We start from the raw sequence: 21,985 nt of genomic DNA, 5'->3' as shown, positions 1-21,985 counted from the left end.
GGCTTTGGGCGCGGCGTAGCCCTCGGCGGGGAAAGATGAGGGAGTGCGCGCTGTGACTGTGACACCCGGGGTCGCCAATACGCTGCGCCTCGTCGAGGATCAGCCGGAGCCGGCTGCCGAGGAGGGCTCGATCCTGGTCGAGGCTCTGGCGGTGGGGATCTGCGGCACCGACCACGAAATCATCGCCGGGGCGTACGGCGAGGCGCCACCGGGAGCGGACCGCCTGGTCATCGGGCACGAGTCGTTGGGCCGCGTCCTGGAGGACCCGAGCGGCACCCTGCAACCCGGTGACCTGGTGGCCGGGGTGGTCCGGCATCCGGACCCGGTGCCCTGCTCCAACTGCGCGGTCGGCGAATGGGACATGTGCCGCAACGGGCAGTTCACCGAGCACGGCATCAAGGCCCTGCCGGGCTTCGCCCGCGACCGCTGGCGACTCCAACCGCGCTTCGCGGTCGGGCTCGACCCGTCGCTCGCACAGGTCGGCGTGCTGCTCGAGCCGACAAGCGTCGTCGCCAAAGCATGGGACCACATCGAGCGGATCGGGCACCGAGCCGAGTGGCAACCCCAGACGGTCCTCGTGACCGGGGCCGGGCCGATCGGGCTGCTGGCCGCACTGCTCGCCACCCAGCGCGGGCTCGCCGTGCACGTGTTGGACCGGGCGACCGAGGGCCCGAAGCCGGAGCTGGTCGCCGCGCTCGGTGCCACCTACCACGCGGTGCCGGTCAACGACCTGCCCTTCGAACCGGACGTGGTGGTCGAGTGCACCGGAGCACCCACAGTGGTCCTCGATGTCATGTGCAAGGCGGGGCCAACCGGGATCGTCTGCCTGGCCGGCGTGTCCAGCGGCGGCCGGCTCATCGACTTCGACGCCGGGGCGCTCAACCGGGCCCTGGTCCTGGAAAACAACGTGGTGTTCGGCTCGGTCAACGCCAACCGCCGACACTGGGATCTCGCCGTCGATGCGCTCACCCGCGCCGACCAGGGCTGGCTCAACTCGCTGATCACCCGCCGGGTGCCGGTGGAGGCGTACGCCGAGGCGTACACCTCCGGGCCGGACGACATCAAGGTGGTGCTGGAGTTCGCGTCCTGAGCGACGCCCCGCCCGATCAGATGCCCGGCAGCCGACCGTTGCGGAACAGGTCGACGAAGAGCTGGTGATCCTGCCGGGCGCGCACCCCGTACGCGTGCGCGAAGTCCACCAGGTGAGTGACGAAGCCCGATTCGTCGGTGTCCACCGCGGCGACGATCGCCTCCTCGGTGGAGTAGTCCACCAGGTCGTGGCTGGATTCGTCGTCGGCGACCGAGTGCATCCGGGCCACCGCCCGACCGAGGTCGACGAGGACCCCGCTCAACTCCTCCGGCTCGTTCACGTCCGACCAGTCCAGGTCGGCGGCGTACGGGGAGACCTCTGCGACGAGCTGACCGACCCCGTCCAACTCGGTGAAGCCCAGCCACGGGTCGGCGTACGCCTGCAACGCCCGCTGCGACTCGGCGGTCCGGTGACCCTGGTGCTGGAAGTAGCCGCGGACCGACTCGTCGGTGACGTACCGCGCCACAGCCGGCACCTGCGCCTGCTTCATGTAGATGACGACGTCGTTCTCCAGGGCCTGGGTGTGCCCCTCCAGCAGCAGGTTGTACGACGGCAGCCCGGCCGAGCCGATGCCCACCCCCTTGCGCAACACCACGTCCTTGATCCGCGCCTCGACCGGCCGGAGCTGCGTCGAGGCGGCTGGCAGAGTGCCCAGGTAGTCCTGGAAGGCGGCACGAACCTTGTCCCGCGTGGCGTCGTCGATCTCGAAGACCCCGTCACCGACGGAGAAGCGTCGCTCGTAGTTGTCAATTGTGGTCTGCGCGGCGAGCAGGTCGACGCGGGTGTTGAGTCGGGCCTGCTGAAGGACCCGGCGCAGCACCCCGTCGGCGTTCTCCAGGGTGATCGAGCCGATCGCGTCGTCACCGCCGGCGGCGATCGCCCGCAGCTCGGTCAGGTACGACCGGGCGAAGCCAGCCACCAGGTCCCCGATCGAGGTGTCGGAGAGCGCCTTGCTGTAGCCGAGCAGCGCCACGCTGGCCGCGAGCCGGCGCAGGTCCCAGGTGAACGGCCCGACGTACGCCTCGTCGAAGTCGTTGACGTTGAACACCAGTTGCCCGGAGGCGTTCATGTAGGTGCCGAAGTTCTCCGCGTGCAGGTCACCGTGCATCCACACCCGGCTGGTCTGCTCGTTGCTGAACCGGTCGTCGGCGAAGTCGCCGAGCTGGTCGGCGTAGAACAGCGCGGCGCTGCCCCGGTAGAAGGCGAACGGGGACGCCGCCATCTTGCGGAACTTGCGGCGGAAGGCGGCCGGGTCGGTCGCCATCGACGTGCCGAACTCCTCGGTGAGCACGTCGATGATGTGAGCGGACCGCTGGTCCGTGGAGCTGGTCATGATGCGCAGGCTAGCCCTGCCCAGCCACCCGCACGTCGGACAACCGTCTTCTTCCCCGCGGCCGACGCGTCGGCTCGAGTGGCGGCGGGGAATCCCGACACCGATATTGGACGGCACGAATTGATTGTCGTGCGACGGCAACCATTCCATGGGTTGGCTGACGTCTAGCTAGGCAGTCGATGCGATCCGCACCGGCCACCAACACGGGAGGACCAGAAATCCATGTTCAGAAAAACGGGAACCCTGCTCACCGCCGTACTGCTCGGCCTGACCGCGACTGTCGCCACCGCCGGCGCGGCGGTGGCCGCGCCGCCGGACCGCGACGGTCGCACGCTGTCGGTGGGCAAGCTGATCCTGAACCCGACCGAACGGGGCTACCGGGGCAGCGTCCCGCTGACCGTCACCAACACCGGCAGCGAGACCGACTACTTCTACTACAAGCTGCGTGAGCCGGTGCCGGGCGCCTTCCGGTTCGACGGCACCGAATGCGACATGTTCGACATGCGGGTGGAGAACAACCGCCGGGTGGCCAACTGCTCCCTGACGGACAACTGGGCCGACCTGGCCCCGGGCGAGAGCGTCCGGAACGTGCTCGACTTCCACGTGCTGACGAACCCCCGGACGTACCCAATGGTCATGAACGGCGGCTGGGTCGAGGTCTACTCCAGCATTGACGGTCTGGTGGCGCGTACCCCGCTCAGCGCGCTGTTCCGGTCCACGAAGGGTTCGTTGATCCGTCCTCGGCCGTACGTTCAGGACGCGCAGCCGAACGCCTCGATCAGGCTGGACGGCCCGGTCACGGTGCTCCCGGACGGAGAGGGCAACCTGCGGGTGCCGGTGACGATCCGCTACGACGGCGACGCTCCGCACGACAGCTTCTCCGTGCGGGTCAGCTCCCTGCCCGCCGGATCCGTGTTCTGGCACACCGACCCGACGAGCGGTCCGGTAAACGGCGGCGGTGCGCTGGTGCCGGTGCCGGAGCTGCGGTTGATGCCCGGCGAGGAGTACAGCTTCGCGCTGGTCGTCAGCCCGCCGACCGATCCGGCCGACGCCAGCGAACTGATCGACATCGAGGTGGCGACCAACTGGTACCCGGCCACTCCCGACGCCGACCCGAGCGACAACGTCGTGCGGACCACCCTGGCGGTCGCGGCGAACGGCTGACCGGCCACTCGGGCCGCCGCTCGGATTCGTCCGGGCGGCGGCTTGGCCGTCGTCAGTTGGCGGCGGGTGGGCGCACCGGTGGGGCGGTGAGCGAGTCGACGGAGCGGGGGGCGGCGGCTTCGCGGGGCGGTGCGTCCAGCGGCGCGGCCAACACATCCCGCTGCGGCACGCCGCCGATGCCGGACTGCTCGGCGGCGATCTTTTCCTGTAGGCGCAGGATGCCGTGCAGCAGCGCCTCCGGCCGAGGTGGGCAGCCGGGCACGTAGACGTCGACCGGGATGAGCTGGTCGACTCCCTTGGTCACCGAGTACGAATCCCAGTAGGGGCCGCCGCAGTTGGAGCAGGCACCGAACGAGATGACGTACTTCGGCTCGGGCATCTGGTCGTAGAGCCGCTTGATCGCCGGAGCCATCTTGTCGGTCACCGTGCCGGACACCACCATCAGGTCGGCCTGCCGCGGACCGTGGGCGAACGGGATCACGCCGAGCCGGATGAAGTCGTGCCGACCCATGCTGGTGGCGATGAACTCGATCGCGCAGCAGGCCAGGCCGAAGTTGAAGACCCAGAGCGAGTAGCGGCGGCCCCAGTTCAGCACGAACCGGATCGGCTCACCGAGCACTCCCGGCAGCTGCACAGACGTCCCCTCTCCTCGACCGACAGTGAATCACAGTCAACACCTGCGCGGCCCGGGTGAGCGGTGGAGAAGCGCGTCATCGAAACTTCACCGAGAAGTCTCCCGATCGGTGAAACCTGATCCGGCTCCACCACGTGTGAGCAGCGTCGTCCCCGACGAAAGGGTGACGCGAGCGGGGAGGACTCAGGTGACGGTGAGCGCCGAATCGAGGCTCGGCAAGCCTCCGCCAGCGAACATGACCCGGCCGGCCGGGCGGACCTCGGTCGACGACATCGAGTTCGACCAGCTGTACCACGCCCACTTCAGGTCGCTGACCATTCAGCTCGCTGCCTACTTCGGGGACGTGAATCAGGCGCAGGACCTGGTCCAGGAGGCATTCTGCCGGGCCTTCGCGCGGTGGGCGAAAGTCTCCCGCTACGACGACCCGGTCGCCTGGGTGCGGCGGGTCGCCTGGAACCTGGCTACCAGCCGCTGGCGTCGGTTGCGGACCGCGCAGTCGTACCTGCGGCGTCAGCGCGAGGAGCACGTGCCCGGCCCCGGCCCGGACCGGGTGGCGTTGACGCGCGCGCTCGCCGCACTGCCGCCGAACCATCGCCGCGTCGTGGTGTTGCACCACCTCGCGGACCTCCCTGTAACCGAGATCGCCCAGTTGGAGAACGTGCCGGAGGGCACGGTCAAGACCTGGTTGCACCGGGGTCGTGCTGGGTTGGCGGCGCAGTTGGCTCCCCAGAACGAGGTGACCGACCATGCCTGACTTCGACGCTCAGCTCGACGCGGAGTTCTCCAAATACCGGGAGACCATGCTCCCGGCCATCGCGCCGGACGGCCCGGCCGCGGTCCGGCACATCGTCCGTCGCCGACGGCGGCGCGCGGCGGTGGCGGTGGCCGTGGCGCTGGTGGTGGCGGTGACCGTGCCGGTGGCCGGGCAGGTCGGGTTGCGCCGAGACTCAGGACCGGCGCCGGCGACGGCTCCACCGACACCGTCCGACTCGCCGTCGCCCGTTGTCTCGTCCCCACCTGCCGTGCCGGACGGCCGAATCGACCGGGCCGAATTACTCGCCGCCACCGTCGACCTGCCCGCCTGGGACGATCTACCTGACCGTCCGAACAACAAGGTGTGCGCTTCCCGTGGGGTCCGGCTCAGCGGTGACCCGGTAGGTACCGACACCAATCTGCTCGTCGAGCTCGACTACGGGGATGTGGACCGCGACGGTGCGACGGAGACCGTCATCCTGGTGCGCTGTCTGTTCGGCACGCGGGGGCCTGCGCAGGTTGTCGCCTTCGATCGGGACGCCGCTGGGCGGATCATCACACTCGGTCGGGTGGCCGCCACCGCCGACCCGGCCCCTGAGTGGCTGATCGGGGCGGAGGTACGTGCCGACGGGGTGACCCGGGTGGCGATGGCCGACCGGGCGCCGGGGGTGGGTTGGCCGCTGGAGCAGTCGCAGCGCCAGTGGCGCGGGTACACCTGGGACGGGCAGCGGTTCCGCCAGGTCGAAGGACCGAGGGCCTTCGGCCCCAATCCGTACGCCGCCGACCTGTCAGTCAGTTCCTCGAACCTGGCCCTCGTCAGAGAACCCGGCGACAGCTTCTCCGGCACGATCGAGGTCAGGGTACGCAACGCCAGCGCGGGCGAGGTGCCCGAGGCGGTGCTGTCGTTCGGACTGCCGTGGCAGCTGCGACCTGTCGGGGATGGCTGGGATCGGTGTCGCGAGAACATGCGTGAGGCGCGGGCGCCGTACCAGTGCACGTTGGGCCGGCTGGCTCCGCACGCGGATATTCGGCTCACCCTCCGGCTGCAGCGGGCGCAGGGAGTGCCGTTGTCATCCGGAAAGGCGACCGTTGAAATTTTCGGCACCGGTGCGGATGGGAGCGGCCTGCTGGAGCGTGATCGGGACGACAACCAGGCCACCTTCACCCACTACTACCGCTGAGCCGGTCCGGTCCGCTGTCGCAGGGCGGCGGACCGGACCGGCGGCGTTTCCATGGGGCCGAACGTTACTCACGTCATGTCGGAGGTCACATCCCTTCATCCGGCGATCAACCCGCCCGTCTGTTGCGGACATCCCGAACAGTCAGGTAGGCGGCAGCGGAGCCCGCAACCGTCAACCCAGTCTCGGAGTGTTACCAGCGCCAAGGGCAGACGAGCCTGGCGGCGACGGGGAGGGGCAGTGACAGCAACGATGGGGGCCCGCGCCAATGAGCCACCGGCGGCACGAACAGCCGGTGCGGTGGTCGAGGCGACGATCACCTTCGACGACTTCTACCACGCGCACTTCGGCAGCGTGACCGCCCAACTGTGCGCGTACACCGGGGATCTGGGCCATGCGCAGGATCTGGCCCAGGAGGCGTTCTACCGAGCGCTGGCCCGCTGGGACCGCCTGGTCCGCTACGACGACCCGGTGGCCTGGGTCCGCCGGGTCGCCTGGAACCTGGCCCGCAGCCGCTGGCGACGCCTGCGTACGGCTCGCAACCACCTGCTGCGGCAGCGGCCCACCGACGCGGAGGTGGCCGGCCCGACCCCCGACCGGGTGGCGATCGACGCGGCGCTGGCGCAACTGCCCGCCAACCATCGCCGGGCGGTCATCCTGCACTACCTGGCCGACCTGTCGGTCAGTCAGATCGCCGCCCAGGAAGGGGTGGCCGAGGGCACCGTGAAGTCCTGGTTGCACCGCGGCCGGACGGCCCTGGCCGGGCTGCTCGACGAGAACACCGAGGGGGTGCGCGATGTCTGACCTCGACCCGCTGCTGCGCGAGCGACTCGCCGCGTACCGCAATGATGTGGTCACCCGGGTCACCGGCCCTGGCCCCGACCAGGCCCGGCAACTCCTTCGTCGGCGCCGGCGAATGACCGCAGTGGCCGTGGCCGTCGCGGCGGTTGTCCTGGTGGTGGCCCCCGTCGTCGCCAACGCCGCGCTGAACGACGACGACCGGACTCCGCCAGTGCCGGCGGAGTCCGTCACACCGACGCCCTCGTCCACGTGGGCACCGCCGACGCCGTCGCCGTCGACCGGGTCACCGTCGCCGAGCACCACCCCCACCGCCCCGGACGGGCGGATCAGTCGGGCGCAACTGCTCTCCGCACGGGTCGACCTGCCGAATTGGCAGCCGGGCGAGATGGAGGGCGGCTGCGCCACCGCCAAGGTTCGGCTCCGGACCAACACGACGACGGTCTACGTGTCGGAGTTGGCGGAGGACCCGTTCAGGTACGGCGACCTCGATGGCGACGGCGCCGTCGAGACCGTCGCCATCGTCTCCTGCCGGTACGGCGAGGCGTCGGCGAAGCAGCTGGTGGCCTTCGACCGAGACCGGGACGGCCGGATCGTGACGCTGGGCAGAGTGGTCCAGACCGGTGACGGTTTCCAGGACATCCGCGCCGTGAAGATCACCTCGACCGGGTCGGTCGAGGTGCGGGTGGCCGACATCGTGCCCTGCTGCGGCACACCGGTGCACTGGCGCCGGGAGCAGGTGCGGACGTATGAGTGGAACGGGGAGCGGTTCAGCCAGACCGACGGCCCTACGAAATTCGGCACGGACCCCCGGCTCACCGACTTGAAGCTGAAGATGACCTACGAGCTGGTCGACGTCCCCGGTGCGGACACTCGACGCAAGCTCACCACCGTCTTCACGGTCACCAACGCCGGACCACTCGACGCCGCCCAGGTCGCATTCCACTCCATCGTCATCGCCGGCGGTGAGCGGGCGGGTGGGGACTGGTCCCGGTGCGATCCGGATCCGCCGCCGCAGGCCGATGAACCGTCGTGCCTGCTACCTGGGGTGCCAGCTGGTGAATCGCGCCGCTACACGTTCGTCCAGCTGGTGCCTGCCAAGCCAGGACCCTACGCCACGCAGCCAAGTTTCCGCGTCTTCCACTGCGACGCCCAGGACCGCTCCTGGCCCGATCTGAAGGGGGACGACACAGCGGTGCGGTTGCCCATCGCACTCTGAACAACGTTGCGGTGCTCCGCCCCTGCTGGGGCGGGGCATCGCCCTACATTCCCTCGTCCGGAGACCAACCCGCCGCCGCGATGTTCACGCCCTCGCCACGCAGCGGCGCCCCCTCGGCGCGCAGACGGGCCCGCGCCTCCCGCTCGTGCCCCGGCGGCAGCCGGCCGGCGGAGGTCACCACCCGGTGCCAGGGCACCGAGCCGCCGTGCCGGGCCATGATGGTGCCCACCAGCCGAGCCGAGGCGCGACCCGAGCGCTCGGCGAGGGCGTCGGCGACCGCCCCGTACGACATCACCCGGCCTTCCGGGATCCGCTCGACCAGGTCGAGCACCGCCTCGACGTACTCGTCAGGAGTCACAATCCGCCACCATATGGGAACGCCGCCGGGCGGTGCGGCCGCGACCACGCAGAATGGTCGGGTGCGCGACGCAGTCACGACGGCCCGGCGGGTCGTCGTCAAGATCGGATCCTCCTCGTTGACCACCGCCAGTGGCGGGCTGGCCGACGAGCGCGTCGACGCGTTGGTCGACACCCTCGGCCGGCTCACCGCCGAAGGGCGCGAGGTGGTGCTGGTGTCCTCCGGCGCGATCGCCGCCGGTCTCACCCCGCTCGGGCTGCTCCGACGCCCGCGCGACCTGGCCACCCAGCAGGCCGCCGCCAGCGTCGGGCAGGGGCTACTGATCGGCCGGTACGCGGCCAGCTTCGCCCGGCACGGCCGCACCGTCGGGCAGGTGCTGCTCACCGTCGACGACGTGACCCGGCGGGCGCACTACCGCAACGCGTACCGGACGCTGCGCAAGCTGCTCGACCTGCGGGCGGTGCCGATCGTCAACGAGAACGACACAGTTGCCACCCAGGAGATCCGGTTCGGTGACAACGATCGGCTGGCCGCCCTGGTGGCCGCGCTGGTGCACGCCGACCTGCTGGTCCTCCTCTCCGACGTGGACGCCCTCTGGACCGGCGACCCCACCAAACCGCACTCGACCCGGATCTCGGAGGTTCGCGACGACGCGGACCTCGCCGGGATCACCATCGGCGGAGCCGGCCGGTCCGGCGTCGGCACCGGCGGCATGGTGACCAAGGTCGAGGCCGCCCGGATCGCCACCGGCTTCGGCATCCCGGTGGTGCTCACCGCCGCCGACCTGGCCGCGCCGGCCCTGGCCGGCGAACCGGTCGGCACGCTGTTCCACCCGCAGCGGCAACGCCCGACGGCCCGGCTGTTCTGGCTGGCCCACGCCACCTCGCCCCGGGGGCGGCTGCACCTCGACCCGGGCGCGGTGGCCGCCGTCGTCGGGCGGCGCAAGTCGCTGCTGCCCGCCGGCATCACCGCCGTGGACGGCACGTTCACCGCTGGTGACCCGGTGGACCTGGTGGACACCGCCGGCGCATCGGTCGCCCGAGGGCTGGTCAACTACGACGCGGTGGAGCTGCCGGGGCTACTCGGCCGTTCCACGTCCGAACTCGCCGCAGCGCTGGGCCCGGCGTACGAACGAGAGGTCGTCCACCGCGACGACCTCGTACTGCTCTAAGGAGCCGATGATGAGCGTGACCGAGCAGGCGCGACGGGCGCGGGACGCGGCTGCGGAGTTGGCCGTGGCCACGCGTACGGTCAAGGACGCCGCGCTGGTAGCGATGGCCGATGCGCTGGTGGCGCGTACCCCGGAGATCCTGACCGCGAACGAGACGGACCTGGCGGCCGGCCGGGAGGCCGGGCTGAGCGCGGCCGTGCTGGACCGGCTCGCCCTCGACGCGGGCCGGGTGGCCGGCATCGCCGACGCGCTGCGTGAGATGGCCGCGCTGCCCGACCCGGTCGGCGAGGTGGTTCGCGGCTCGACTCTGCCCAACGGGTTGGAGCTGCGCCAGATCCGGGTGCCGTTCGGGGTGGTCGGCATCATCTACGAGGCGCGGCCGAACGTGACAGTGGACGCCGCTGGGATCTGCCTGAAGTCCGGCAACGCGGCGCTGCTGCGCGGGTCGTCCTCGGCCGCGCACTCCAACGCCGCGCTGGTCGCCGTGCTGCGTGACGCGGTCGCCGAGGCCGGGCTGCCGGCCGACGCGGTGCAGTTGCTCGACGCCAGCTCCCGCGACTCGGTCAAGGAGCTGATGCGTGCCCGAGGGCTGGTCGACGTTCTCATCCCGCGCGGTGGCGCGTCGCTGATCCGCACCGTGGTCGAGGAGTCGACCGTGCCGGTGATCGAGACCGGGGTGGGCAACTGCCACGTCTACGTGGATGCCGCCGCGGACGTGGCGAAGGCCGTCGCGGTGACGCTGAACGCCAAGACGCAACGCCTGTCCACCTGCAACACCGCGGAGTCGTTGCTGGTGCACGCGGGCGTCGCCGACACGTTCCTGCCGCCGATGCTTGCCGCTTTCGCCGAGGCCGGGGTGACCGTGCACGGCTCGCCCGAGGTGGCCGCATACTCCACCGCCGTGGTCCCGGCCACCGAGGAGGACTTCGCCACCGAATACCTGTCGGCCGACATCTCGGTCGCGGTGGTCGACTCGTTGGACGCGGCGGTCGCACACATCCGCCGCTTTGGCACCGGGCACACCGAGGCGATCCTCACCGACTCCGCGGGCGCGGCCCGCGAATTCGTCGCGCGGGTGGACGCGGCTGCGGTGATGGTGAACGCCTCGACCCGCTTCACCGACGGCGGCGAGTTCGGGTTTGGCGCGGAGATCGGCATCTCCACGCAGAAGCTGCACGCCCGCGGCCCGATGGGCCTGCCCGAGCTGACCTCGACGAAGTACGTGGTCACCGGGGACGGGCACCTGCGCGGTTGATCGTCCTCGGTGGACGGGGTCTCGCCGGGAGGTGCCGGGTCACTAGTCTGAGGTTGGTTCGGCACGGTTAGTCCGGGGAGGCGACATGCTGGGCGAGAAGGCGCTGGAAGACCAACTAGCGCAGGCACGGGCCGCATTGCGGGATGTCAGCCGCACCGTCGCGCCCCCGGAACTCATCGAGTCGGTGGGCGAGGCAGCCGACGGGCGGCTCCGGGTCACCGTCGGCAGCGACGGGCGGGTCAGCGCCGTCGACCTTGATCCCCGACTGCTCCGCGAGGGCTCGGAACAGCTCGCCGAGGAGTTCCGTCGGGCGGTGAACGCCGCCCTCGACGGCCAGGCCGCGGCGGAGGCTCCGACGGAGCCGATGCCCGACCTGGCCGCGATGACCGCCACCGTGGAGCGGCTCCAGGACCAGGGCCTGCGGCAGATGCGGGAGATCAGCCTCGCGGTCAGCGAGACCATGCGGAAACTGCACGGGAAGAGTTGACGATGGACCCGCTGGACGTCGACGTCGACTCGGTGCGCCGCGGAGCTGAGGAGCTGGTCCAGGCCAAGGAGCAGGTCGGGCAGGCATTCGAGGCGTTCCAGGCGGCGGTGGGCAGCTACGCGCAGGCCTTCGGCGGCGACGATATCGGGATGCTGCTCGGCGTTGCCCACCAGGCCTGCGTGGACGGGCTGACCGAGTGCCTCAGCACCAACCTCATCGAGCTGGAAAACTACGCCGCCGGCCTGCATTCGATGGCGGACGGGTACCGGGCCGTCGAAGAGGGCGTCACCGACATCTTCCAGTCAATTCTCGGCAAGCTCGGCAGCTGAGCCCGCCGCACGGGGAAAGGAGTCGCCGTGGGCTTGACGCTTCCGGGTGAACTCGTGTCATTGCTCTCGATGATCGGTTATGACTGGCCGGAGTCGGACGAGACCGCCCTGTTCCAGCTTGCCGGCGAGTGGACCGGCATGGCCGACCGGATCAACGGTTCGGTCGCCCAGCTGGAGTCGGCCGCCCGAACGGTGCTGGACACCAACCGGGGCGAGAGCTTCACCGCCTTCGCCGAAGAATGGAACGACGGGGAGTCGGCCGCCCGCAACATCGCCGACGCCACCGACCCGACGAACATCATCGCCATCGGGCTGATGGCCGGGGCGGGCATCGTGCTGGCGTTGAAAATCCAGGTGATCGTGCAGCTCATCCTGCTGGCGATCCAGATCGCGCAGGCGATCGCGACCGCGGTGGTCACCTTCGGGGCGTCGCTGCTGGAGATCCCGATCTTCAAGATGATTACCGGGATGATCATCGACCAGCTGATCGGCATGGCGGTGGACACGGTGCTCAATGGGGGGTAAGAAGCGCGACGCCCCAACGCGGCAGACCACACCGAAGGGCGCGAGAATCGTCTCGGCGTTCCTGGAAAACGCGGAGGTCTTCCGGACCGCGAAGACCACCAACGCCAAGGTCGACGGGCCCGCGGTGCTGGTTCTGAAATACCGGCCGGACTTCGACAAGAGGGACTTCGACCGCAAGGCGAAGGATCTGGTCCGGCTCGGTCAGGAGGGCAAGCTGTCCAAGGCGAAGTCGGACCGGACGAGCAACACGGTCTACGACCGCAGGACCGGCAAAACCCGCACCCGGACGAACGTGTTCCGCGAGCGGGTGCTCCGGCAGCTGACAAAGAACAAGAAGCTGACCCAGCAGCACGGCACCCGGGAGACCAACAAGTACCTGGCCAACAAGTCCCTGGTGGATCGCCTCTACGCGGGCCAGCGAGGGGGGATCACCGCCCGCGGCCAGGGCGTCGACCCGGATCACATCCAGGAGCTGCAGATGGACGGGGAGGATGCGTACGATAATCTCAGGCTGATGGACTCCTGGACCAACCGCCAGATCGGCAGCGACATCTCCGTCGCGCTGCGGGACGTCCCCGAGGGCACCAAGATCATCGTGAAGTGGATTGCCGAGTGAGCAGCCCCGACGCCACCCCTGCACTGGCTGAGATCCGGGACAAGCTGGCGCTGCTCACGCGCCTGGAGGCCGAGCACGGCTTCGGCGTCGTCATCGAGGGGCCGACTCCGCTGGAGTCCCTCCCCGACCTGCCCGGCGTCGCGGAGCTCTACAGTCTCTTCGGCCGGGTGGAGGGCGACAACTTCCGGTTCAGACCCCCTGCGGAGATCACCAGCCCGGCGGCCTGGAGCGCCTACACCGTCGACCCGGACGACCCGATGGGCAGCCCGTTGGGCATCGGCCACGAGATGTGGAGCGTTCCGCGAGGCCTGCGCAGCGAGATCCCGGGCGGCGCCGCGATCTTCCTGGACATCGAGGACCTCGAGGTCTACTGGATGGAGCCGGACGCCTACATGTTCCAGTACGAGCACCCGGACGACGACGTCGAATACACGGTCCTCGCCCCCGACATCGCCACGTTCTTCAACGAGCGGGTGCTCGGTCCGGGCTACCCCGACCTGGTCGCGACCGTCCTCGGCCCCGGAGTCCGCGATGAGCGGCTCCGCAAGGGCCGGCATGCCGGAGAGTACGCCGACAACTGGCGGCGTCTGCTGATCACCGCCGGCCTGTCGTCCTGACCGACCCGACTCCTGTGACCGCGAAGGATCGTCATGGCCGCTGACCCCCGGTTCCGTGCCCTGTGGCACGAGGACGAGCTCATCCCGTACCCGCGTGAGGCGTGGCTGGAGGGGGGCTTCAGCCCCGACCTGCTCCCCGCCGGCGACGAGATTCCGCTCGACGTGGCGGTCGTCTACACCGCGTTCCTCGAAGACGACATCGAGCTGTACGACACCATGCAGCTGAGCACCGAGGACGGTTCGCTGGACATCCGGCTGATCGTGGTGGGCGCGGTCGCCGACAACCCCGACCTGCTCTACGTGCTGGACCCGGGCAACGGCGAAATCCTCCAGTTCGATCTGAACCAGAAGGACATCCAGGGCGTCAACAGCAGCTTCCGCACGTTCGTCGAGTTCCTCTACCAGTTCGCGCTCTTCGTCGAAGCGGACGAGGGCAAGGCGGGTCGGGCGGAGCGGGCCGAGACGCTGCGGACGGTGCTGGAGAGCATCGATCCGGCCGCGTTCGCCCCGGACGGCTGGTGGCCGCTGGTGATCAGCCAGTTGAAGTGACCACCCGGCAGGCCCGGATGGCCCGCAGCGTGGTGTGCACATCAAACTGGTGACCGTCGTCGCTGTCCCAGCCGCCGTCGCTGCGCTGGGTCTTGGTGAGCCGCTCGCGGGCCGCGACCAGCAACCAGTGCTCCTCGCCCACGTCGACCCGGCGCAGCGTCCCGGCCAGCCAGGCCACGTCCGCCGGGGACATCTGCGGGATCCGCTCGGCGAGCACCGCCTGGATCAGCGCCGACTCGTAGTACATCTCCTGCCGGTGCAGCACGGCCGCACTCAGCCAACCGGCGGGCAGGAAGGATGGCCACCTGCCATCCGGGGCGAGTTGCACGGCGAGCGCCTGCGCGGCGGCCTGCACCACCCCGGCGTACGACCCGCCGACCCGGTGGTCCAGCGGCCCGGCGGCCCGGGCGTCCAGCCCGCCCACGGTGAGCCAGAAGCCGGCGTTGGCGGTGAGGTAGAGACGGGCCTCCGGGTCACCCGGGCGCGCCCACTCCGGGGCGAGGTCGGCCAGCGACGGGTCCTCGTCCCAGCCGCCGTCGGGCAACTGGCGGGCGGCGAGCCAGTCCAGCGCGTGCCGGGCCGCCGGGCGGCCGAGAGCACCGAGGTCGTCCAGCTCGGCAAGGCGGAAGCAGGTCGCATCGACGGAGCCGACGGCACCGTCCAGGACGGCCGGCCAGCCGCCGTCGGGCGTCTGCCCGGCCTCGGCTGCGTCGAGCACCTCGTCTGGCACCGGTGCGTCGGTGCGCAGCCGGGAGAGACGAGCGCGGTCGACCGCGTCCCCGTGCGCTACGACGAAGCCGATAGCGGCGTCCATGTCCACCACGGCGGTCACGCTACCTGCGAAAAGGTCGTCGCGCCTCGGAGAATCGGCCGAGGCCGGGGCGGGTGAGTGGCCCGCCGCCGGCCCCGGTCGTCGCTCAGTACGTGGGCAGCGAGGGGTCGATCTGCTTGATCCAGGAGAGCACGCCGCCCTGCACGTGCACAGCGTCCCGGAAACCGGCAGCCTTGAGGGCGGCGAGCGCCTCCGCCGAGCGGACGCCGGACTTGCAGTGCAGCACGATCTGCCGGTCCTGCGGCAACTGCGCAAAGGCGTCCCCGGAGATGATGTCGCCCTTGGGGATCAGGGTGGCGCCGGGAATCCGGACGATCTCGTACTCGGCGGGCTCCCGTACGTCGATCAGGAAGATGTCCTTGCCGGAGTCCTGCCAGTCCTTCAGTTCGGACGCGGTGATGGTCGAGTCGACAGTCGCCTCCTGGGCCTCCTCGGAGACCGCACCGCAGAAGTCCTCGTAGTCTTCCAGCAGGTCGGTGACCGTCGGGTTCTCGCCGCAGAGCGCGCAGTTCGGGTCCTTGCGGACCTTGATCTTGCGGTATTCCATTTCGAGGGCGTCGTAGACCATCAGGCGGCCGACCAGCGGCTCGCCGATGCCGGTCAGCAGCTTGATCGCCTCGTTCACCTGGATGGAGCCGATCGACGCACAGAGCACACCGAGCACGCCACCCTCGGCGCAGGAGGGGACCATGCCGGGCGGCGGCGGCTCCGGGTAGAGGCAGCGGTAGCAGGGACCGTGCTCGGCCCAGAACACCGATGCCTGGCCGTCGAAGCGGTAGATCGAGCCCCAGACGTACGGCTTACCGAGCAGCACCGCCGCGTCGTTGACCATGTATCGGGTGGCGAAGTTGTCGGTGCCGTCGACGATCAGGTCGTACTGGGCGAAGATCTCCCGGACGTTCTCCCGGTCCAGCGCGGTGTTGTGGATCTCCACGTTGACCAGGGGGTTGATCTCGCGGATCGACGCGGCGGCGGACTCGGCCTTGGACCGGCCGATGTCGGACACGCCGTGGATGATCTGGCGCTGAAGGTTGGACTCGTCGACGGTGTCGAAATCGATGATGCCGAGCGTGCCGACCCCGGCTGCGGCGAGGTACATCAGGGCGGGTGACCCGAGGCCGCCAGCGCCGACACAGAGCACTCGGGCGTTCTTCAGCCGCTTCTGCCCGGTCACTCCGACATCCGGGATGATCAGGTGGCGTGAGTAGCGGCGGATCTCGTCAACGGTCAGCTCGGCGGCGGGCTCGACGAGCGGGGGCAACGACACGGTGGACTCCCCGGGATCGGCGGTGTGAACCGCGCCATTGTTGCTCGCGGGAGCCCTGCTCGGCCATGAGGGACGACACTGGTCCGCGATGCGGGAGCGGGAATAACCGACGACCTGGTCGATCAGGGGACGATGTCACCCGCGTAGCGACGGCCGTCGAGGTAGGGCCAGGCGTTGGCGAGGCAGCCGTTCAGGCCGTACGTCTGCTGCTGCATCACCGGGGCGGGCTCCCCTGAGCCGGGGCAGGCCTCGTGCTCCTCGCCGAACTCGTGGCCCACCTCGTGGTTGATCACATAGGTGCGATACGTGTCCAGCGGAGCGCCGTAGTCGGGGACCGCTTCCATCCAACGGGCCAGGTTGATGATGACCTGGCCGGGCAGACGGCAGGAGGTGTAGCGCTCGGTGGTCAGCCCACCCTCGGCGCACATCCGCTCGGACGTGACCGGGGTGGCGAGGTAGATGGTGAAGTCGGCGGCCCCGGCGTCGGCCACCCGTTGCACCCGCAACTCGTCGGAGGCGATCCAACTGCGCGGGTCGGCCAGCACCTCGTCCACCTTGGCGGCGAACGCGGCGGAGTCCTGGCCGGTGCCACGTTCGACGGTGACCCGGTAACGGCGTAGCGGCCCGTCCGTACCGTGCACGGGTGTCTCGCCGCCGGCTGCGGTGAACCGTCCCGCTCCGACCGACGGGTAACTGGTGGGTGCCGGGTGCGCCAGCGCCCCACCTCCATGGCCCATTTCGCCCTGTGTGGTGGCTGGAGTCTCGGCTGACGGCTCGCCGCCCCGGTTCAGTGTCACCACGATGGCTGCGGCGAGCACGAGCAGGCCGAGCAACAGACTGCGGCGACGTCGCCGATGCATCCGGACGAACGCGGGACGCGCACTCCCGTACGCCGACCGACCTGACGGGTCGGGCCGCGAGGGCGGGCCGTAAGGGGACGACGGCGTCATGCCGTCGAGCCTGCCAGATTATTCGGGCATTTCTCGGTTTTTTGCCGCTATTGCCGCAAGACGCCTGATGGAGGTGGATGGCCGGCGGGTCGGCCCACCGTTTCAGAGGGCAGGACCGGAGTAGCGGCGCCCCTCAAGGTACGGCCACGGGTTGACCCGACACCCGTTGAGAAAGAGTGTCTGCTGCATCATCACCGGCGCCGGCCGGCCCGCACCCGGGCAGCGCTCGTGCCGGTGCCCGAGCTGGTGACCCACCTCGTGATTGACCACGTACGTCCGATAGACCGCCAGCGGCACACGGGCCGAGACGAGATGCGGCACGGACAGCCGCCACCGATCCAAATTGATGATCACCTTGCCGGGCGCGCGGCAGGACGTGTACGGCCGACCCCCGATTCGGATGTCCACCCCACCGTCGGCGCACATCCGACCCGCCGTGCGAGCGGTGGCCAGGTAGACGGTGAAGTCGCGAGGCGCGTCCCCCGGCACCTGTTGCAGCCGCAGTCTGCCGCTGTCGACCCAACTGCCCGGCCCGGCGAGCGCCGTCTGGACCGCCTGCGCGAAATCCGCGGCGTCCTCGCCGCTGCCCGACTCCACCGCAACCCGGTAACGCCGCAGCTCACCCGCGCGACCCAGCACCGGGCCGGAGCGGGCGTCGTAACCGAACGCCCCCGTGCCGGCGCTCGGGACGGCACCGGGCTCCCGCAGCACCGGGGGCGGGCTGGACGGGACCGAGCCGGTGGGCGACGGGCTGGCCGACGGCGGCAGCGGCACGGCCACCAACGGCGACAGCGTGGCGATTTCCTCCGCAGCCAACTGGTCGGCACCGAGGGGGCCACCCGGACCTTCGGCGATCACGGTGACCGCCGCGCCGACGGCCAACACCACCGCCGCCAGTTGGGCGAGCAGTGCGAAGCGTCGCTGACGGTGAACGCGGCGGCGGGCGGAGCTGGGCATCCGGCTCAGCCTGCCAGATCAGACCGCCTGACGGCGTCCGCCGTTTCGGCGAGCAGACCGACCACCGCCCGGGCAACCAGGCGGGGAACTTCCAGCTGTGCCACATGACCGACGCCGTCGAGCATCATCAACCGGCTGTCCCGGATGACGCGGGCGGTCTGCGGCGCGACCCGTACGTCGACCAGACGATCCTGTCGGCCACCCACCACCAGGGTCGGCGCGCGCACCGCCGCGGCAAGGCGCCACAGCGAGCCCGGCCCCGGCAGATACGCCCGCAGAAAGCTGGAGACCAACCCGCGAAACGTCCGGACGTACGCGGCGGCATAGTGCTCCGCCTCGTAGCGCACCCGGATCTCCTCCAGTGCCTCAGCCCGGCGCTGCTCGCAGATCCGGCTGAGGTCGGCGACGCAGGCCTCCAACACCTGCTGGGCCATCGCCTCCGGGGCAAGCTGGGTGAGCCGCCGCGCGACCAGCCGTTCAGCCCGGGGAACGACGAGCACCGGCAGCATCCGCCCCTGCAGAGAGCGACGGAAATCCAGGAACGGCAGTGCCGGGGAGATCAGGGTGAGAGTGCGGACCAGGTCAGGCCGGAGCCCGGCGACCTGGACCGCGACCGCACCGCCCAGCGAGTTGCCGAACAGGTGCACGGGGCCCCGACCGGAGTGCTCGATCCAACGGACGACCAGATCCGCGAAGGCCCCAATGGTGTAGCGGGGGCCCGGCTCGCTGCGGCCGAAGCCGGGCAGGTCGATGGCCTGACCGTCCAGCCGGTCGGCGAGCAGCCCGGCCAGGTCGGTCCAGTTCTGCGACGACCCACCCAGCCCGTGCACATACAGCGCCGGCTCCGCACCGGTGGCGGTGGCCGGGGTGTCCCGCACGTACGTGACCAGGCCGTCGAGGCGGACCTCCCTGCCTGGCCACGGCGGCGGGACCTGGTCATCGGGGAGCAGATGGTCCGGCCAGAGGGTGGCAGGTTTCATCGATACAGTCTGCCCCGGACCGCTCAGGACAGCAGCGCCTCCAGCCGACGATTCACCGCCGCGAGCGTCGCCCGGACCACCGCCTGCCGCGGATCGCCAGCGACCAGAGCCGAGCCGGCGAGCTGCTCGACCCAACCCTCACAGACGAGCAGCACCACCACGGTGGCCACCTCGCAGTTGCCGAACGGCACCACCGCCGCGTGCTCGACGAAGCAGCGCCCCCGCTCGGCGTTTTCGCCGCCACGCAGCAGCTCGTCGACGGCGGCGGCCGCCGCCACCGCGCAGAGCCGCAGCACGTAGCCGTCCACGGCCGGTCCGGTGGCGTACCCGGAGGCGCTGTCGCCGTCGGCCAGCAGCCGGACCTCCACGTTCGCGTCCAGGCCGAACGTGCTGACCTGCACATGGTCGATGACCACCCGCGGCCCCGGCATGCCGCCGGTGTCCAGAGGTCGGGACGGCGCCGACTCCGTCGTGGTCACCTGACCACCGGAGTACGACGTGCCGAGCGTTGCCGGGCTGCCGGTTGCGGCACCGGCCGGCGCGGCCGAGACCGATCCCGGCTCCTCGACTGTTGCGCGACCCCGGTGCGGCGCGTTCGACCGGCGGCGGCGCGAGGTGTCTGTGCTGGTCAACTGCTCCGGGTCTGCCGGTGCGGCATCCACCCGACCACCTGACGGACGACCGACCGCCGTCGACTCGGCCGCCCGGACCTCACCGGTACGCGGGTCCACACCGGCATCGCGCGAGGCTGCCCCTTGGGGCTCCGCAGTACGCCGCTCGGCAGGTCGGGGCGCGGCCAGGCGACGGCGAACCGGCGGGGGTGGCGTGGTGGGCAGGCCGGGCACGTTCTGCGGGGCGGCGGCCAACCCCATCCGCTCCTGAAGCAGCCGGGCCACCTGTCGGCTCACCTCAGCCGGGTCGGCGCCGTCGGCCAGGTCCAGTCGCAGGCTGTGTGCCCCTGCCGGGGTACGACGCAGCGCCGCGTCGCGGACACCGGCGACCTCCCGAACGGCGTCGAGGATGGCGTTGACGTCGAACCCCTCGGGGCGTTCCCGCAGTGGGGCTGGCTCGTCGTCACGCCGGAGGTGGGTGGCGATGCGGGCGAGTTCCGGGGTTTCGGCGGGTGGCTCCACGGCTGGCAGCTCCGGCACAACGGGCACGTCCGGCTCCGCGGGGACGCGCTGCGGCAACAGCACCGCCCTCGGGTCCGGTTGCCGGCCGTCGTCGACCGGGTCGGTCGGCGACGTCGGGTCGGGGGCTGATCGGCGAGCCGCGTAGGGCGAGGTGGACGCGGGTGCGGGCCGGTCGCGGCGACCGGACCCGTCCGTAGGGGGTGGCGGGACCGCTCCGAGGGAGGGCGACGTGTCGTCGGCGGATGACGGGGCGTTCGTCGGCACGGATGCGCGCGGTGACTCGACAGGAGTCGGCCCTGGCGATTCGGGCGACGCCGGCCGGAGCCGGAACGGCGCGGCCGGTCGGATCTCGGGCCGTGGGATGGCGGGCGTCTCGCTCGCGTCGCCCCCGCGGGGCATGTTGGCGGACTGGCTTGCCGCCCAGGACGGGCGCTCGGCAGGGGCCGCGGGGATGCGACCCTCGGACCAATCCGGCCGATCGGCAAGGGGGGTGCTCGCCGGTGTGGTGGGCGCACCCACCACCCAGGAGGAGCGCTCCGCGACCAGGGACGGGCCCTCCGGAGCCGGTGGCGCGTCGGCCAACGTGGGAGGTGGCCCCGCTGGCGCCGGGGGTGGTCCGGCTGAGGTGGCAGGTGGCCCGACCGACGTGGCAGGTGACGCAGGTGACGCGGCTGGCTTGGCGGGTGGCCCGTCGACCGACCCCTGCCTGGCGGCCCAGGAGGGGCGCGTCGGCGGGGAACTGGTCGGCGCCGGATCGGAACCCCCGGCCCAGGACGGCCGCACCGGCGGAACACTCGTCGACGCCTCAGAACCCCCAGCCCAGGACGGCCGCACCGGCGGAACACTCGTCGACGCCTCAGAACCCCCAGCCCAGGACGGCCGCACCGGCGGGGCGCTGGTGGGCTCGGAGTCGGCTCCGCCAGCCCAGGACGGGCGGGGTGCACTGGTCGCCTCGGACCCGGCCCAGGAGGGTCGGTCGGACGGCGGCGCGCTGGTCGGGTCGGCGGGGCGCCCCGGAGCGGCCTCGGACCCGGACTCACCCCGGACGAGGTCGTATGGGTGGGGCGGATCGGCGCGCACCGGTTCGTACGGGCGGGACGACTCGGCCCGCACCGGCTCGTGCGGCTGGTTGGGCTCGGCGGCCCAGCCCAGCGCGGAGTCGTCGCGGGCTGCACCGTCAGCCGGCTCGTCGTCCTCACGGGACCAGGGCGGCGCCCATCCGCCACCCCAACTAGGGCGGTTCCAGCTCGGCCCCGACCAGTCCGGCTCGATGGCCGGCGATTCCCCAGCACGGCCCGCGTCCCCGGCACGGCCCGATTCCCCGGCACGGCCCGATTCCCCGGCACGGCCCGCGTCCCCGGCACGGTGCGAATCTCCTGGCCGGGAGCTGTCAGCGGCCCGATGCGGCTCGGTCGCGTCGGCGTGCCCGGTCGGTCCCGTGCTGCGTCCCGGCGCTGCCGGATGCTCCGATGGGAGCGGGTCCCGCCAGTCGCGTGGCGCGGCCGGCGGTTCGTCGGCGGCCAGTCGCTCGCCGGTTGGCGCGTGGAAATCGGGCGGCACCTCGAAACCCGACGCGGCGGTGCCGACGGGCGGCACCTGGACGGCCGGCGGAGCCGACGTGGGCAACCCGGGCTCGGCCCAGCGAGCGCGATGCGCGGCGGCCGGATCGGCGGTGGAGCGTTGGGCGGGGCCGGTGTCGGGCTCGCCGACCCCCTGCTCCATTGGAGGCACGGGACGCTGGGCGGGCACCACCAGTCGGTCGCTGATCGCCTCAGGTCGACCCTCCGCGG

General features: G+C 71.0%; 23 protein-coding genes. 14 read left to right on the top strand and 9 right to left on the bottom strand.

Annotation, left to right across the window (positions count from 1 at the left end):
- Positions 1-43: 43 nt before the first annotated feature.
- The gene (locus tag ACLQ28_RS00280) at positions 44-1,090 is read left to right on the top strand and encodes a glucose 1-dehydrogenase (RefSeq protein WP_425684200.1); all 1,047 of its coding nucleotides are present in this window, start codon (positions 44-46) and stop codon (positions 1,088-1,090) included.
- Positions 1,091-1,106: 16 nt separating this feature from the next.
- On the opposite strand, the gene ACLQ28_RS00275 is transcribed toward ACLQ28_RS00280, so the two are convergent.
- Positions 1,107-2,423: a DUF2252 domain-containing protein gene (locus ACLQ28_RS00275; RefSeq protein WP_425684199.1), complete on the bottom strand. Its 1,317-nt coding sequence runs from the start codon at positions 2,421-2,423 to the stop codon at positions 1,107-1,109.
- Positions 2,424-2,645: 222 nt separating this feature from the next.
- Between ACLQ28_RS00275 and ACLQ28_RS00270 the strand changes: the two genes are divergently transcribed.
- Positions 2,646-3,587, top strand: coding sequence for a hypothetical protein (locus ACLQ28_RS00270; protein WP_425684198.1), 942 nt, complete (start codon positions 2,646-2,648; stop codon positions 3,585-3,587).
- 52 nt (positions 3,588-3,639) lie between these two features.
- Here the strand turns inward: ACLQ28_RS00270 and ACLQ28_RS00265 are convergent, their stop codons facing one another.
- Positions 3,640-4,221: an NADH-quinone oxidoreductase subunit B gene (locus ACLQ28_RS00265; RefSeq protein ID WP_204942158.1), complete on the bottom strand. Its 582-nt coding sequence runs from the start codon at positions 4,219-4,221 to the stop codon at positions 3,640-3,642.
- A gap of 187 nt (positions 4,222-4,408) precedes the next feature.
- Here ACLQ28_RS00265 and ACLQ28_RS00260 point away from each other — a divergent pair, with 187 nt between their 5' ends.
- The 4 genes from ACLQ28_RS00260 to ACLQ28_RS00245 all read left to right on the top strand — a co-directional run bounded on the left by ACLQ28_RS00260 (position 4,409) and on the right by ACLQ28_RS00245 (position 8,169).
- Entirely contained in the window at positions 4,409-4,975 is a 567-nt protein-coding gene (locus tag ACLQ28_RS00260) for a SigE family RNA polymerase sigma factor (protein ID WP_425684197.1), read from the top strand.
- Positions 4,968-6,155, top strand: a complete 1,188-nt coding sequence (locus ACLQ28_RS00255) for a hypothetical protein (RefSeq protein WP_425684196.1) — start codon at positions 4,968-4,970, stop codon at positions 6,153-6,155. The genes ACLQ28_RS00260 and ACLQ28_RS00255 overlap by 8 nt, the downstream gene beginning before the upstream one ends.
- A gap of 237 nt (positions 6,156-6,392) precedes the next feature.
- The gene (locus ACLQ28_RS00250) at positions 6,393-6,956 is read left to right on the top strand and encodes a SigE family RNA polymerase sigma factor (RefSeq protein ID WP_425684195.1); all 564 of its coding nucleotides are present in this window, start codon (positions 6,393-6,395) and stop codon (positions 6,954-6,956) included.
- A complete protein-coding gene (locus tag ACLQ28_RS00245) occupies positions 6,949-8,169 on the top strand; it encodes a hypothetical protein (protein ID WP_425684194.1) in 1,221 nt (406 codons plus the stop codon). Before ACLQ28_RS00250 ends, ACLQ28_RS00245 begins: the two co-directional genes overlap by 8 nt.
- Before the next feature lie 43 nt (positions 8,170-8,212).
- On the opposite strand, the gene ACLQ28_RS00240 is transcribed toward ACLQ28_RS00245, so the two are convergent.
- Positions 8,213-8,527 (bottom strand): MGMT family protein, encoded by a 315-nt coding sequence (locus ACLQ28_RS00240; RefSeq protein ID WP_425684193.1) that lies wholly within the window; start codon positions 8,525-8,527, stop codon positions 8,213-8,215.
- Between the two features lie 13 nt (positions 8,528-8,540).
- On the opposite strand from ACLQ28_RS00240, the gene proB reads away from it, so the two are divergent.
- The 8 genes from proB to ACLQ28_RS00200 all read left to right on the top strand — a co-directional run bounded on the left by proB (position 8,541) and on the right by ACLQ28_RS00200 (position 14,076).
- Positions 8,541-9,698 (top strand): glutamate 5-kinase, encoded by a 1,158-nt coding sequence (proB, locus tag ACLQ28_RS00235; RefSeq protein WP_425684192.1) that lies wholly within the window; start codon positions 8,541-8,543, stop codon positions 9,696-9,698.
- Positions 9,699-9,708: 10 nt separating this feature from the next.
- A complete protein-coding gene (locus ACLQ28_RS00230; RefSeq protein WP_425684191.1) occupies positions 9,709-10,953 on the top strand; it encodes a glutamate-5-semialdehyde dehydrogenase in 1,245 nt (414 codons plus the stop codon).
- Positions 10,954-11,038: 85 nt separating this feature from the next.
- A complete protein-coding gene (locus tag ACLQ28_RS00225) occupies positions 11,039-11,440 on the top strand; it encodes a YbaB/EbfC family nucleoid-associated protein (RefSeq protein WP_425684190.1) in 402 nt (133 codons plus the stop codon).
- 2 nt (positions 11,441-11,442) lie between these two features.
- Positions 11,443-11,769, top strand: coding sequence for a hypothetical protein (locus ACLQ28_RS00220; RefSeq protein ID WP_425684189.1), 327 nt, complete (start codon positions 11,443-11,445; stop codon positions 11,767-11,769).
- 27 nt (positions 11,770-11,796) lie between these two features.
- Positions 11,797-12,294 carry a hypothetical protein gene (locus ACLQ28_RS00215; RefSeq protein WP_425684188.1) on the top strand — a complete coding sequence of 166 codons (498 nt, stop codon included), beginning with the start codon at positions 11,797-11,799 and terminating at the stop codon, positions 12,292-12,294.
- On the top strand, positions 12,284-12,910 hold the full coding sequence (locus ACLQ28_RS00210; protein WP_425684187.1) for a hypothetical protein: 627 nt from the start codon (positions 12,284-12,286) through the stop codon (positions 12,908-12,910). The genes ACLQ28_RS00215 and ACLQ28_RS00210 overlap by 11 nt, the downstream gene beginning before the upstream one ends.
- The gene (locus ACLQ28_RS00205) at positions 12,907-13,527 is read left to right on the top strand and encodes a hypothetical protein (RefSeq protein WP_425684186.1); all 621 of its coding nucleotides are present in this window, start codon (positions 12,907-12,909) and stop codon (positions 13,525-13,527) included. The genes ACLQ28_RS00210 and ACLQ28_RS00205 overlap by 4 nt, the downstream gene beginning before the upstream one ends.
- A gap of 33 nt (positions 13,528-13,560) precedes the next feature.
- Positions 13,561-14,076, top strand: a complete 516-nt coding sequence (locus tag ACLQ28_RS00200; protein WP_425684185.1) for an SUKH-4 family immunity protein — start codon at positions 13,561-13,563, stop codon at positions 14,074-14,076.
- On the opposite strand, the gene ACLQ28_RS00195 is transcribed toward ACLQ28_RS00200, so the two are convergent.
- From ACLQ28_RS00195 to ACLQ28_RS00170, 6 genes are all read right to left on the bottom strand, one after another.
- The gene (locus ACLQ28_RS00195) at positions 14,060-14,890 is read right to left on the bottom strand and encodes a squalene--hopene cyclase (protein ID WP_425684738.1); all 831 of its coding nucleotides are present in this window, start codon (positions 14,888-14,890) and stop codon (positions 14,060-14,062) included. The two genes, ACLQ28_RS00200 and ACLQ28_RS00195, sit on opposite strands and share 17 nt — an antisense overlap.
- 103 nt (positions 14,891-14,993) lie before the next feature.
- The gene (gene moeZ, locus ACLQ28_RS00190; protein WP_425684184.1) at positions 14,994-16,175 is read right to left on the bottom strand and encodes an adenylyltransferase/sulfurtransferase MoeZ; all 1,182 of its coding nucleotides are present in this window, start codon (positions 16,173-16,175) and stop codon (positions 14,994-14,996) included.
- A 122-nt stretch (positions 16,176-16,297) separates the two neighbouring features.
- On the bottom strand, positions 16,298-17,035 hold the full coding sequence (locus ACLQ28_RS00185; protein ID WP_425684183.1) for a DUF3152 domain-containing protein: 738 nt from the start codon (positions 17,033-17,035) through the stop codon (positions 16,298-16,300).
- Positions 17,036-17,227: 192 nt separating this feature from the next.
- On the bottom strand, positions 17,228-18,082 hold the full coding sequence (locus ACLQ28_RS00180) for a DUF3152 domain-containing protein (RefSeq protein ID WP_425684182.1): 855 nt from the start codon (positions 18,080-18,082) through the stop codon (positions 17,228-17,230).
- 5 nt (positions 18,083-18,087) lie between these two features.
- Complete coding sequence (locus ACLQ28_RS00175) at positions 18,088-19,062, bottom strand: alpha/beta fold hydrolase (RefSeq protein ID WP_425684181.1); 975 nt, start codon at positions 19,060-19,062, stop codon at positions 18,088-18,090.
- A gap of 23 nt (positions 19,063-19,085) precedes the next feature.
- Positions 19,086-21,275 (bottom strand): hypothetical protein, encoded by a 2,190-nt coding sequence (locus tag ACLQ28_RS00170; protein ID WP_425684737.1) that lies wholly within the window; start codon positions 21,273-21,275, stop codon positions 19,086-19,088.
- Between the last annotated feature and the right edge of the window lie 710 nt (positions 21,276-21,985).

The organism is Micromonospora sp. DT201 (assembly GCF_049841575.1).
In the GTDB taxonomy this organism is placed as follows: Bacteria; Actinomycetota; Actinomycetes; order Mycobacteriales; family Micromonosporaceae; genus Micromonospora.
Note: the sequence above shows the minus strand (reverse complement) of the source record. Positions and strands in the feature narration are given on the sequence as shown.